This is a genomic window from Cryobacterium sp. TMT1-2-1, from assembly GCF_004403955.1.
GTDB classification, from domain to species: Bacteria; Actinomycetota; Actinomycetes; order Actinomycetales; family Microbacteriaceae; genus Cryobacterium; species Cryobacterium psychrotolerans.
On sequence record NZ_SOHC01000046.1, the window covers coordinates 35,296 to 48,235 of the forward strand.

The 12,940-nt window shown below is 66.8% G+C and carries 13 protein-coding genes; 10 read left to right on the forward strand and 3 right to left on the reverse strand.

Annotated features, from left to right (window positions below; all coding sequences use genetic code 11):
• The first annotated feature begins 34 nt into the window (after positions 1–34).
• The 10 genes from E3T33_RS08395 to E3T33_RS08440 all read left to right on the forward strand — a co-directional run bounded on the left by E3T33_RS08395 (position 35) and on the right by E3T33_RS08440 (position 9,445).
• Entirely contained in the window at positions 35–2,746 is a 2,712-nt protein-coding gene (locus E3T33_RS08395; RefSeq protein ID WP_134575126.1) for a LuxR C-terminal-related transcriptional regulator, read from the forward strand.
• 131 nt (positions 2,747–2,877) lie between these two features.
• Positions 2,878–3,570, forward strand: a complete 693-nt coding sequence (locus E3T33_RS08400; RefSeq protein ID WP_134575127.1) for a hypothetical protein — start codon at positions 2,878–2,880, stop codon at positions 3,568–3,570.
• A 40-nt stretch (positions 3,571–3,610) separates the two neighbouring features.
• Positions 3,611–3,862 (forward strand): hypothetical protein, encoded by a 252-nt coding sequence (locus E3T33_RS08405; protein ID WP_198414451.1) that lies wholly within the window; start codon positions 3,611–3,613, stop codon positions 3,860–3,862.
• Positions 3,859–4,581, forward strand: a complete 723-nt coding sequence (locus E3T33_RS08410; protein WP_092323682.1) for a DUF2306 domain-containing protein — start codon at positions 3,859–3,861, stop codon at positions 4,579–4,581. The genes E3T33_RS08405 and E3T33_RS08410 overlap by 4 nt, the downstream gene beginning before the upstream one ends.
• A gap of 14 nt (positions 4,582–4,595) precedes the next feature.
• Positions 4,596–5,618 (forward strand): NAD(P)-dependent alcohol dehydrogenase, encoded by a 1,023-nt coding sequence (locus E3T33_RS08415; protein ID WP_241982881.1) that lies wholly within the window; start codon positions 4,596–4,598, stop codon positions 5,616–5,618.
• Between the two features lie 77 nt (positions 5,619–5,695).
• Positions 5,696–6,049, forward strand: coding sequence for a metalloregulator ArsR/SmtB family transcription factor (locus E3T33_RS08420; protein WP_092323685.1), 354 nt, complete (start codon positions 5,696–5,698; stop codon positions 6,047–6,049).
• Positions 6,046–6,732 carry a cation transporter gene (locus tag E3T33_RS08425; protein ID WP_092323686.1) on the forward strand — a complete coding sequence of 229 codons (687 nt, stop codon included), beginning with the start codon at positions 6,046–6,048 and terminating at the stop codon, positions 6,730–6,732. The genes E3T33_RS08420 and E3T33_RS08425 overlap by 4 nt, the downstream gene beginning before the upstream one ends.
• Before the next feature lie 119 nt (positions 6,733–6,851).
• Complete coding sequence (locus E3T33_RS08430; protein ID WP_134575128.1) at positions 6,852–7,718, forward strand: F510_1955 family glycosylhydrolase; 867 nt, start codon at positions 6,852–6,854, stop codon at positions 7,716–7,718.
• Between the two features lie 88 nt (positions 7,719–7,806).
• Entirely contained in the window at positions 7,807–8,199 is a 393-nt protein-coding gene (locus E3T33_RS08435) for a metalloregulator ArsR/SmtB family transcription factor (protein ID WP_174775380.1), read from the forward strand.
• Entirely contained in the window at positions 8,192–9,445 is a 1,254-nt protein-coding gene (locus tag E3T33_RS08440; protein ID WP_092323691.1) for an MFS transporter, read from the forward strand. The genes E3T33_RS08435 and E3T33_RS08440 overlap by 8 nt, the downstream gene beginning before the upstream one ends.
• Before the next feature lie 334 nt (positions 9,446–9,779).
• Here E3T33_RS08440 and E3T33_RS08445 read toward each other — a convergent pair whose 3' ends face one another.
• From E3T33_RS08445 to E3T33_RS08455, 3 genes are read right to left on the reverse strand one after another with little or no spacing between them, the layout of a single operon-like run.
• On the reverse strand, positions 9,780–10,520 hold the full coding sequence (locus E3T33_RS08445; RefSeq protein ID WP_092323692.1) for a TIGR03943 family protein: 741 nt from the start codon (positions 10,518–10,520) through the stop codon (positions 9,780–9,782).
• A gap of 7 nt (positions 10,521–10,527) precedes the next feature.
• The gene (locus tag E3T33_RS08450) at positions 10,528–11,535 is read right to left on the reverse strand and encodes a permease (protein WP_092323694.1); all 1,008 of its coding nucleotides are present in this window, start codon (positions 11,533–11,535) and stop codon (positions 10,528–10,530) included.
• A gap of 38 nt (positions 11,536–11,573) precedes the next feature.
• Positions 11,574–12,791, reverse strand: a complete 1,218-nt coding sequence (locus E3T33_RS08455) for a hypothetical protein (RefSeq protein ID WP_134575129.1) — start codon at positions 12,789–12,791, stop codon at positions 11,574–11,576.
• Between the last annotated feature and the right edge of the window lie 149 nt (positions 12,792–12,940).

A 12,940-nucleotide genomic window follows, 5' to 3' on the forward strand; every position in this document is an offset into this window, starting at 1 on the left:
GTCCCCGTGATGGCCCTGTCCCTAGGATGAGGGCATGGCGATGCCTGTCCTGGCGACCAAGCTCTTCATCCCGCGGCTCCGGCCCGGAGCGGTTCCGCGACCGCGCCTCGTGGAGCGTCTGCGTGAGGGGCTCCAGTCCGGCCGAAAGCTGACGCTCATCTCGGCCCCGGCCGGTTTCGGCAAGACCACGCTGCTCAGCGAGTGGATCGCAGATGCCCAGCGACGGGACCCCGGGGTGCGGGTCGGCTGGCTCTCGCTCGACGAGAGCGACAACGACCCGTCCCGCTTCCTCACCTACCTGGTCGGCGCCCTGCAGCGGGCCGATCCCGGTATCGGCTCCGAAGCGTTGCCCCTGCCGCTGCCCTCGTTCGAACCGGCGCTGACGGCCCTGATCAACGACGTCGCCCGGAGTCCGCAGGAGATCATCCTGGTGCTCGACGACTTCCAGCTGATCGAGGAAGAGACGATCCGCGATGCCCTCGTCTTCCTGCTTGATCACCTGCCGTCGAACCTGCACCTGGCCATCGCGAGCCGTAGCGATCCGCTTCTCCCCGTGGCGCGGCTGCGCGCCGGCGGTGAGCTCACCGAGTTGCGTGCGGCCGACCTGCGCTTCACGCCCGACGAGGCCGCCGCCTTCCTGAACCGCATGGTGGACCTGGAGCTCTCGGCCGACGACGTCGCCGCGCTCGAGGCCCGCACCGAGGGCTGGATCGCCGGCCTCCAGCTGGCCGCCCTGTCGATGCGGGAACGTTCGGATGTGTCCGGCTTCATCCAGGGGTTCACCGGAAGCAACCGCTTCGTGATCGACTATCTCGCCGAAGAGGTTCTGCAGCGTCAGCCCGATCATGTCCGCGAATTCCTGCTTCGCACCGCAATACTGGACCGGCTCAGTGGCCCCCTCTGCGATGCCGTGACCGGGCAGAAGGGAAGCAGCGAGGTGCTGGAGTCGCTCGAGCGGGACAACCTCTTCGTCGTTTCGCTGGACGACCGCCGCCACTGGTACCGCTATCACCACCTCTTTGCGGATGTTCTCCGGGCGCGGTTGCTGAGGGACCGACCCGATCGCGTAGCGCACCTCCACAGTCTCGCCAGCGAGTGGCACGAGCGGAACAACCTGCCGGAGGACGCCGTCACGCATGCGCTGGCGGCAGGGGATTTCGGGCGGGCGGCGAGAGTGATCGAGGGTGCCATTCCCGCGATTCGCAAGAGCCGGCAGGATGCCACTCTGCTGCGCTGGTTGACGCTGCTGCCGAAGGACGTCATCGACCGCAGGCCCGTGCTGGGCGTCTACCGCGCGTGGTCCTCGCTCGCCTCCGGTGACGTCGAGGCCGTCGAACCCCGACTGCGAGTGGCCGAGAAGGCGCTGGCTGCCACGACCGATGACGGCACCCCCGCGCACGACTCAGCCGCCGGTGACGAACTCCGGATGCTCCCCGTGACGATCGCCGTGTATCGGGCAGCCGTGGCGCAGGCGCGGGGGGATGTGGCCGGAACACGGGAACAGGCTCAGCGAGCCCTGGACCTCACGGAACCCGACGATCATCTCGGGCGCGGCGCGGCAGCCGGCTTTTTCGGGCTCGCGGCCTGGGCCACCGGTGACCTCAAGGCCGGCGTGCGGGCCTTCGGGGAGGCCAGAACCAGTCTGCGCCTGGCCGGCAACCTGGCCGACGTGCTCGGGACCACGCTCGTGTTGGCCGACATGCTCGTTCCGCTGGGGCGGCTGCGGGAAGCGCAACGGTCATTCGAGCAGGCGCTGCAGCTGGCGGCCGAGCAGGGCGAGCCGCCCCCGCAGTCAACGGCCGACCTGCACGTCGGGATCAGTGAACTGCTCCGGGAGCAGGGAGAGCTGCCCGCCGCGGTGGAACACCTGGCGGCGAGTGAGGCGCTGGGCGAACATGCCTCGTCGCACGAGAATCGGCATCGATGGTTCGTTGCGATGGCTCGAATCCGGCAGGCCGAGGGAGACTTCGACGCAGCCCTTGGCCTGCTCAGCACGGCGGAGCGCCTGTACTTGCGGGGATTCTTCCCGGAGGTGCGCCCGATCGCCGCGATGAAGGCTCGGATCTGGATTGCGCAGGGGAGGCTCGCCGAGGCCCTGGCCTGGGTCAACGACCAGGGCCTGTCAGCCGCGGATGACCTGACCTACCTGCGCGAGTTCGGGCACATCACCCTGGCGAGACTGCTGATAGCGCAACACTGGTCCGATCTGCAGAAGGGATCCATCCACGAGGCACTGGGACTGCTGAATCGGCTGCTCGAGGCGGCGGAAGCCGGACACCGCGTGGGAAGCGCGAACGAGATCCTGGTCCTGCAGGCGCTGGCGCACGCGGCGCAAGGTCACACTCCCCTGGCACTCCAATCGCTGGAGCGAGTTCTCGTCCGGGCCGAGCCGGAAGGCTATGTCCGGCTTTTCACGGATGAAGGCGCCCCCATGGCGGTGCTGCTCCAGGCGGCCGCCGCCAGGGGAATCGCCCCGAACTATGTGGGTCGACTCAGTCGGACCTTCGTCCACGGCGAGGGCGCGACGATCCAGCCCATCCCGGAAGCACTGAGTGAACGCGAACTGCACGTGCTCCGGCTGCTGGCGACCGAGCTCAGCGGCCCCCAAATCGCCCGGGAGCTCTACGTTTCGCTCAACACCCTGCGCACCCACACCAGGCACATCTTCGGCAAGCTCGAGGTGAACAGTCGCCCGGCGGCCGTGCTGCGCGCGGAAGCGCTGGGTTTGATCCAGCACCTCGTTTGACGGAGCACCCCCGCGCGCACAATCACCACATCGATCACCACACAGGGTGATGCCGCGTCACCACATGTCTCCGTAGGTTCGGGTCGTGCTCAGTCATCCGCCTGGGCAACTCAGAACATCGGAGAGCCGCCATGAGCATCACAACGTCCACCCTCACCCGAGCGGCCCCCCTCGCCGCCGCCCTGTCAGGGCTGATCTACATCGTCATCCAGTTCATCCATCCCGGCGACGAGGTCGACTCCCTCACCACCCAGGCCTGGGTGAGCGTGCACAGTCTCAGCTTCGGCATGGCCGTGCTCGGCGTGATCGGCATCACGGGCATCTACCTTCGCCAGGTGCGACAGTTCGGGCTGCTCGGTCTGATCGGCTACGCGATGTTCGGTCTCTTCTTCATCCTGCAGTCGGCCTTCGTCTTCGCCGAGGCGTTCATCGCGCCGTTGATTGCCGTTGACGCTCCGCAGCTCGCCGAGGACTTCGTCGGCCTCTTCGGCCGGCACCAGGCCGTGACCGACCTCGGTCCCCTCGCCGCGCTCCCCCTGGTCGGAGCCGGTGTCTACGTGGTCGGCGCCATCCTGTTCGGTGTGGCCATCCTCCGCGCGCGGGTCCTGTCACGCGGAGCCGGCATCCTTCTCATCGCCGCCGCGGCGGTGACGCCCATTGCCGGTGCGCTGCTGCCGCACACCCTCGAACGAATGGCCGCCATCCCGATGGGCCTGGCCTTGATCTGGCTCGGGTACTCGCTCTGGTCGGATCAGCGCAGGCTTGCAGCCCAGACGTCCTCCGGCGAGCAGGCCTCCCGCCTCGACCGGACGCCGGCAATCTGACGACGACGGATGTCCCGTGCGACGCGAAAGGAGGAGCGCGATGAGTGAGCGAAACCCGATGCCATGCGGGCACGGCCGACTCGATCGGTATGAGATTCGCCTCCAGGGGCAGCTCGATGAGAGCTGGAGCGACTGGTTCGAGGGCTTCACCCTGGCCAACGAGAGCGATGGAACGACCACCCTCACGGGCCCGGTCACCGATCAGGCCGCGCTGCACGGGCTGCTCCGACGTGTCGGCAACCTGGGCGTGACATTGATCTCGGTCAACGTGTTGAGGAGCAGACAACCATGACGAAAGACATCGCGACTGCCGCGCTAAACCGCGGCAATCGAACCAGGGGCCCTCGAGGGCAGTGGCTGGCGCCCGCCGGGTTGATCCTCCTCGCTCTCATCCCGGTGCTCGCCGGGGCGGCGCGACTCACCGAGCTGACCGGCGGGGCCGTCGCGACCCCGCAGAACGCCCGGTTCCTCGACTCCCCCGTGCCCGTCGTGACGCACATCGTGAGCGTGACCGTGTACAGCCTGCTCGGGGCATTCCAATTCGTGCCCGCTCTGCGTCGCCGCAGGGGCGGCTGGCATCGCCTCGCCGGGCGCATCCTCATCCCCGCCGGCCTGCTCGCCGCGCTCTCCGGCATGTGGATGGCGGTCTTCTACCCACACCCGCCCGGAGACGGCGCGATCCTTCTGGTGCTTCGGCTGGTCTTCGGGTGCGCGATGGTGGCCAGTATCGGGCTCGGGATTCGCGGGATTGTGCGCCGGGACTTCATCGGGCACAGCGCATGGATGACCCGCGCCTACGCGATCGGGGTGGGGGCCGGCACCCAGGCCCTGGTGCTCATCCCCCAATCGATCATTTTCGGCTCTTCCAACGAACTCTCCCGAGCCGTGTTCATCGGTGCCGCCTGGCTGATCAATCTCGCGGTAGCCGAGTACGTCATCCGTCGGCGCGCCAGGCCGGCCCGAAATGCTTTCAGTCCCTCGACAACCGCACCCCTGATAACCACACCCTAAAAGAAGGAGTCACCATGAACATGCAACCGGAAACTCGCACCCAGGCTCAGGATTCCCGAATGAAAGCCGCCGTCTATCGCCGGTTCGGGGCTCCGGAGGTGGTGCTCATTGAAGAGCTGCCCAAACCCGCGCCGGGGCCGGGCGAGGTGCTCGTCAAGGTTCACGCGAGCACGGTGAGCGCCGCTGACCACCGGGCTCGCGGGCGTACCGCCCCGAAAGGACTGGGCCTCATGGTCGCGCTCGCGCTCGGCGTCTTCCGCCCTCGCAAACGGGTCCTGGGCATGGATGTCGCCGGCGTCGTCGAGGCCGTGGGCGCGGACGTCACGTTGTTCGCTCCCGGCGACGAGGTGATCGCGATGCTCGGCGGCACGTTCGGCGGGCACGCCGAGTACGTGTGCATTCCGCAGGGTGGCGCGATCACGGCGAAGCCACGCAACATGAGCTTCGAGGAGGGCGTGGCCCTCGTGTTTGGCGGAATCACCGCCCATGCCTTCCTCAGCCGAACCACCGTCAAACCGGGCGACACCGTGCTCGTCAACGGCGCGTCCGGCGCGGTGGGGACCGCGGCGGTGCAGCTCGCCAAGGAGCTGGGTGCGCACGTCACGGGGGTGTGCAGCGGCGCCAACCGGGACCTGGTCACCGCGCTCGGCGCGGACCGGGTGATCGACTACACCACGGAGGACTTCCTCACCGAGGGGCAGTCCTACGACGTCTTGATGGATTGCGTGGGCAATGCCCCGTTCGAACGGGCGGGGGCGTGCGTCAACCCCGGCGGTGCGCTGTTGCTCGTCATCTCCGACCTGAAGGGAATCCTGCTGGCGTCTCGGCACAGCGCACAGAGCGGAAAGCTGGTCACCGCGGGCAACGTCGCGTACACAGCCGAAGCGCTGGCCTTCCTGGTCGGGCTCGCCGAAGCGGGTCGGCTGCACGCGGTCATCGACCGAAGCTACGACCTGGCCGATATCGCCCCGGCACACCGCTTCGTCGACACGGGGCGCAAGAAGGGGAGCGTGGTCCTGCGCCTCGCGAACGGTTGAGCGGCAGGGTGGTCAGATCGGTTGCTGGTCTTCTGGCTCGCGCGCTCACTCGTCACTATTGACTGTATAGTCAGTGCATGCTGACCATTGCTTCGCGTCTCGATGTGATGAACCGGCTCGGCCGGGCGATGGCCGATCCGACCCGGTCGAGGATCCTGCTCACCCTGCTCGAACAGCCCGGCTATCCCGCCCAGCTGGCGCGCGACCTCGATCTCACACGGTCGAACGTGTCGAACCATTTGAGTTGCCTGCGCGGCTGCGGCATTATTGCCGCTGTGCCCGAGGGCCGGCAGACACGGTACGAAGTCGCCGACCGACACCTGGCCCGAGCGCTGACGTCGCTCTTCGACGTTGTGCTCGCGGTGGACGACGGCGTCGAATGCCCCGACGAAAACTGCGACCTGCCCCACTACTGCGGGACCGGAGCATGACCGCCACAGCGAGCGGCCCCGCCCGCGTCATCGACCCCGGCCGCAAACGGATCCTGCAACGCCGGATCCGGATCATCGTCGCCGTCACCATCACCTACAACGTGATCGAGGCGATCATCGCTCTCGCCGCCGGCACCGTGGCCTCCTCCGCCGCCCTGATCGGCTTCGGTCTCGACTCCATCGTCGAAGTGCTCTCCGCCGCCGCGATCGCCTGGCAGTTCGCCGCCCCCGACCCGGAGAAGCGCGAGAAGGTTGCGCTGCGCGTGGTGGCGTACTCGTTCTTCGGCCTGGCCGCCTACGTGATCGTCGACGCGGGCCTGTCGATCTTTGGCCTTCGCGAGCCGGAACACAGCCCGGTCGGGATCGCGCTGGCCGCCGTCAGCCTCGCCATCATGCCGGTCCTGAGCTGGTTCGAACGTCGCACCGGCCGTGAGCTGGGATCGGCGTCGGCCGTTGCGGACTCGAAACAGACCCTCATCTGCAGCTACCTGTCCGCCGCGCTCCTCGGCGGGCTCCTGCTCAACTCCCTGCTGGGGTGGGCGTGGGCGGATTCGATCGCCGCTCTCGTGATTGCCGGGTTTGCCGTCAAGGAAGGTCTGGAAGCATGGAAGGGCGACACCTGCGCCGTGCCGATCAGCGCACTCACGGGCGAGCGAACCCTCGACGCGGACACCTGCTGCTGACAAGCACCTGGTCCGCTCACCGCACCACACCGACAAGGAAAACCATGGTCACCGCAGGCAATAAAGCGAGCATCCGCAACACACCGAGGTTCCGGGCGGCTGTGTTCACGGCAGTTGCGGTGGCGTCCACACTCACCGGATGCTCTGTCCCGACTGATCGCGGGCAGGAACCTGCGGCCGAGAGCGGTGACGCCTTCGGCCACGTCCACGGGATCGGCATCAACCCGGCCACCGGCGCCGCATTCGCCGCCACCCATGCCGGGGTCTTCGAACTCCCACCCCTGGACGCCGACACGGTTCGCGCCGGCGACCTCGAGGGACCCATAGCCGGGCGAGCGCAGGACACGATGGGGTTCACAATGAGCGGAGACACGATGTTTGGGTCCGGGCATCCGGACCCGGCCGAAGAACCGGCTGTGAGCCCGCCAAATCTCGGACTGATCACCAGCAGCGACAACGCCTCCACCTGGGAAACGATCTCCTTGCGCGGGCAAACCGACTTCCACGACCTTGCCGTGGCCCCGGACGGCAACACAACCCGCATCTATGGGCACGACGAGTCCGCCGGCACCGTCTCGATCAGCCGGGATGGCGGCAGCACATGGGCCGCCGGCGCCACGCTTGCCCTGCGCGATCTGAGCGTCGACCCGACGATGCCGAGCACGCTCTACGCCACCACCGCCGACGGACTGGCGGTCAGCACCGACAGTGCTCAGACCTTCACCCTCGTCCCGGGCGCGCCGCCCCTCTACCTTCTGGATTCGCTCGACGAGAAGGCCGGCGGGCTGATCGGGGTAACCGTGGACGGAACCGTCTGGGTCCAATCGGGGAGCAAGCCATGGACATCCACCGGCACCATTGAGGGCGAGACCGAAGCTCTCACCTACGCCGCAACGCCGATGTCTCGACTGGTTGTGGCCAGCGGTCGAGGGATCATGGCCAGCGATGACCTCGGCAAGACGTGGCGCGACGTGGTGCTGAACTGATGACTCGGATGCGGGTCGAGATCCTGCATGCCGAGGACTGCGCGAACGGGAGTCGAGGACATGAACCCGCATGTGCAATAATCTGCGTATGAATGCAGATACGGATGGTTGCGCGCTGGATACGGACAGTGAGTATGTCGAGTTAGCCGTCGAGGTGTTCGCGATGCTCGCCGACGCCACGCGCATTCGGATCATCCTCGCGCTGCGAGACACGGAACTGGCTGTGAACCAGCTGGCGGAAACCGTCAACAAATCCCAGGCCGCCGTCTCACAGCATCTGGCGAAGCTGCGCCTGGCCCGCATCGTGACCACCCGACGCGAAGGCACCCGGGTGTTCTATCGTCTCGCGAACGAACACGCCCGTCAGCTCGTCGCCGACGCCATCTTCCAGGCCGAGCACGCCCTCGAGGGCGTCCCGGCCCACCACCGGCACCCGTACGAAACCGCCGGCACCGAGCACGAGGCCGGCGCCCGTGCTTGAGGTCCTGCGGAACTCGGCCTACCGAAGACTGTTCAGCGCCCAGGTGGTGGCGCTGATCGGCACAGGCCTGCTCACCGTCGCCCTGGGGCTGCTGGCCTTCGATCTGGCCGGCGGGGATGCCGGCATCGTCCTGGGCATCGCGCTGACGATCAAGATGCTCGCCTATGTCGGCGTCGCCCCTGTCGTGTCCGCGCTCACCAGCCACATTCCCCGCAAGGTCTTGCTGGTCTCCTCGGATGTCCTGCGCGCCGGGGTCGCGATCTCGCTCCCCTTCGTCACCGAGGCGTGGCAGATCTACGTCCTCATCTTCGTGCTCCAGGCCGCATCCGCCACCTTCACGCCCGCGTTCCAGGCGCTGATCCCGGATGTTCTGCCCCAGGAAAGCGAATACACGCGGGCGCTGTCGCTGTCCCGCCTGGCCTACGATCTGGAGTCGCTGCTCAGCCCGATCCTCGCCGCGGCACTGCTCACCGTGATCAGCTACCATTCCCTGTTCGTGGGGACGGCGCTCGGCTTCGCCGGCTCGGCCGCGCTCGTGCTATCCGCCACCCTCCCGGCGATGAGGGTCACCGCAGGCACGCCGTTCCTCGACCGGCTCACTCGGGGTGTGCGCGTGTTCTGGCGCACCCCGCCGCTCCGGGCGCTGCTGGCGATGAACCTCGTCGTCGCCGCGTCCACCGCGATGGTGATCGTCAACACCATCATCCTCGTGCAGAACAGCCTCGGACGCAGCCAGGTCGACTTCGCGATTACCCTCGCCTGCTACGGATTGGGCTCCATGATCGTCGCCCTCGCCCTGCCGCGCGTGCTGGATCGGTTTCCAGATCGGCGCGTGATGCTGATCGGAAGCGCCATCCTCCCGGTCGGGCTCATCGCCGTTGCGCTCCTCACCCTGGCGCCTGGTTCCCCAGCCACCTGGCCGGGAGTGCTGACGGTCTGGTTCGTGCTCGGCGCCGCGACGGCGCTGATCCTCACCCCGTCGGCCCGGCTCCTCCGACGCCACTCCGACGACACCAACCGGCCTGCGGTCTTCGCCGCCCAGTTCTCGCTCTCCCATGCCTGCTTCATCGCCACCTACCCGCTCGCCGGGATCCTCGGCGCGACGCTCGGGCTCGCCCCGACCGCCCTCATCCTGGCCGCCATCGCCGTGCTCGCCGGGATCGTCGCCGCCCGGGCGTGGACGACAGCGGCGACAACTGACGAGGCCCAAGGGACGCTCACCTCGCCGTCCTCGAGCGGCCGTTGAGTCTCGGCAAGTGACAACGCGAGAGGCGATAGTCCTCTCGCCCGAGACACGGGCTCGACGGGCTCGACGGGCTCGAAAATCCTTGGGGTTCGATTCGCGGCCGTAAGTGGAATGATCTGCGCTGTGCCGCCAGCGCGATGCCCGCGGGCCGCGCTTCCGGGCGTGCAGTAAAACGGCAGTATTCAGTCGCGAGATACCTGGAATCGCGTGGCGGAACACGCCCGCAAGTCCTGCGGCTTCGGTGCCCGGCTTGCGGGTCCCTGTTCGCCCCTCTCGGGGCTCGGCGAGCGGCCCTCGACCTACCTGGTCGTGAGGGGCAGGAACTCAGGCGCCCTTAGTAGACGTAAGGCTCCGCGGGCCGCTCTGTGGGCGTGATCGCGTCGGGGACGAGCACGATCTGTTCGTCGCTGATCGCGCTCGGGTTCATCTTGAAGCCGCTGCTGATGGTGACCCAGCTGTCTGTTTTGAACTCGTCCTGCCACCCCGGGTAGTAGACGGGGATGCCGATGGGTTGGGCATCCACGGCGCAGCAGCTGACGAAGAAGCGGGCGACGAAGAAGACGTTCTCGGGGTCGCTCTTGTCCGGGGTGACGAATCCCGTGACGGTCGCGGTTTTGTCGGCGAAGAAGTCCTCGCCGGCGCCCTGTCGGAGCAACGACGACCAGTCCCGCACGGTGAACGCCGCGTAGTCGCCGCCGATCAAACCGCTCGCCTCTGCCTGGGTGAGCGTCGACGCCGATCCGTTGAGATCGCGCTGCTTGACCGTTGCCGAGGTCAGCGTCGATGGAGGAAGGACCAGGAGCGTGACCACGGCCGCGACGATAATCAGGACGCTCCCCGCTGACCAGAGCCATCTCCCCCGCCGTCCACCGGTGTCCAGGATTGCTTCCTCGTCTGACGGACGGGGAACGACGGCGAAAGCCACAACGACAAGGACCGCGGCGATGACAGCCATGATGATCGTGAAAACGAAGTATCGCGGGTGGATGTACAACCCGAGTTGCCCGGTGATTCCCAGCCAGACCGTGGAGATGATGCCGACGAGGCTGAGCAGAACGCCCTGCCACTGGTTCACGAGTCGTCTAAACAAGGAAGTTGACCGCCAATCCAAGGGCTGCAGAACATAGCCCGATCACGAGCGTGACTTGCAGGAGAGTTTTCGCGGTGAAGGTGGTGCGCAGGAGCGCGAGCATTTTCACGTCGATCATCGGCCCGAAAACAAGGAAGGCGACGATCGCGCCCGGCATAAACGTCCCACCGAAAGAGAGGATGAAGAATGCGTCCACGTTGGAACAGATCGCAATGACGAATGCGAGCACCATCAATGCGAGCACTGACCAGACCGGGTTGCCTCCCATGGCGACGAGCACCTCGCGGGAAACGCCGACCTGGATCAGCCCCGCGATCCCGGCGCCGACAAACAGCGCCGGCAACATGGCGCTGGTCTCCTGCGTGAACAGGACCGCGCTGCGCCGCATTTTCCCAGTCGGCTGACCGTGATGGTCGCCCAGGGCGCAGGTGTCCTGGAACCGGGGCGTCAGCAGGGACTCAGGCCGGGGGTGCCGGCTGTAAATCCAACCCACGAGGTTCGCGATGAGGAACCCGCCCAGGATGCGGGAAACCAGGATTCCGTCGTCCCACCCGAACGCCTGGTAGGTGGTCATGATCGTCACGGGGTTGAGAATCGGCGCCGCAAAGAGAAACGTCATCGACTCGGCCACCGTCAGGCCCCTGGCCATCAGCCCCCGGGCGAGGGGGACGTTGCCGCATTCGCAGACCGGCAGCAGCATCCCGAGCAGCGACAGGACAACCCGCCGCGCCACCGGGTTCCGGGGCAGGCGGCGGAGCAGGTACCCCTCCGGGAGCCAGGTCTGCACCACGATCGAGAGCATGATGCCGAGGAACACAAACGGGAGGGACTCGATGACCACGCTGATCGACAGTGTGACGAAGTCGCGCGCGGCATCCGCCATCCCCGCTTCGCCCGTGGGCGGGGACACGATCCGAGTGAGGATGAGCGCGGCCAGGATGGTGAGGCCCAGCGTCAACCGGAGTGCAGGCCCGCGCCGAACGGTGAGGGTCTGGCTCATATGCACATCGTATGTGAGTTTCCGGCGCCGGCCGGGAGTCACCGGCACCAGCCGGGGAGGAACCCGGAGATGCTGCGGTTGCTTGCACCCGTTTCCAGGTCAATCAGGACGATCGTCAAACCGGTGGTGGCCGGGAGATTGGGGTAGGAGTCGCTCTTACCATCCGTGGAGAAGATCTCCGCGGCGAGAAATTGTCCGTTCGGAGAAACGCAGAAGTTACGGACGCGGGAAGACTCGGATGGCGTTTGGTAGACGATCTTCGAGCCGTTGTCGTCAGTTACCGTGATCGCAGAGATCATCTCCGTGGTGTCTGTCGACTCCTGATCGAATTGCCGTGCATACCGACCCTGGCCATCCAGGAGGACGAGCTGGCCCGGGTACGCCGTGTCGCTGAGGACGCTCTCGGCAAGGTCAAGCACCGTCACCGTGCCATCCGTGAGGTCAATGGTCGCGCCCTGTGTCGGATCGGCGACCACGAGCTCCTTGGTGCCGGGGATGAATCCGCGGATCTCAGAATGCTGCCCGAGGGGAGTGAGGGTGCCCTTCTTGCCTTCCTTGAGAGCATCGAGGAGGAACACGTTTTCATCCTCCGCCTGGACCACGAGCGAGGTCGTGCCAGGAATGAAGTCCAGATCAACCACTGACATCGGCCGCCCGTCGAGCCCCGCCACCTCCGTTGGAAGGCCCGAACCGGCGGCCAGATCGTAGACGAACGGGGTATCCCGGTACTTGGGCCCGGGAGCTGTCGGGGAACTCGTGAAGGTGTAGGCGATGAGGTTCTCCGACGCGGCCGTGCGCAGCCGCTTAACCGTCCCCTCCGTCGGAAGAGGCACCGGTACCTGCGCCGCGCCAGACAGAGAGACGATCTCCAGGGAAGACGTCTCGTCCTCGCCGATTGTGACCACAGCCAGAGCGTCCGCGAGGACGCCGTACTCCTGGATTCGTGGCGCACTGAAGACAGCCTCCCCGGAGCCGCGACCCAGGATCGTCGTCCGTCGGATCGTGTCCGACCGCTTCAGCCCGGCGTCGTCAACGCGCACATCGCGCTGGAGAGAGTAGATGTCGCTGTCCGGAGTGGTGAACGAATGCTCCAGTGTTGACGTGGCGTCCTGGGATGTCCCCTGGACTCCGCGGACCTTAACCGTGTACGTGGTGTTGTAGCGGAGGATGCCCGTGAACTGGATCGTGATCGCGGAGTCGGCGACGGTCGCAGTGACATCCGTTTTCGGTTCGACCGTCACCTGCTTCTCGTCCACGGACACGAGCGGCTGGTTGGTCTGCAGTAACAGACGCTGGCCGCTTCGCGCTACAGCCCCCTCGAGGTTGAGCTCGGCGGAAGTGAGACGCGGCCCCTGCGTGAAATTCGCCGCCGTCAGAGCGCCGACCACCACGGCGAGGATGGCGA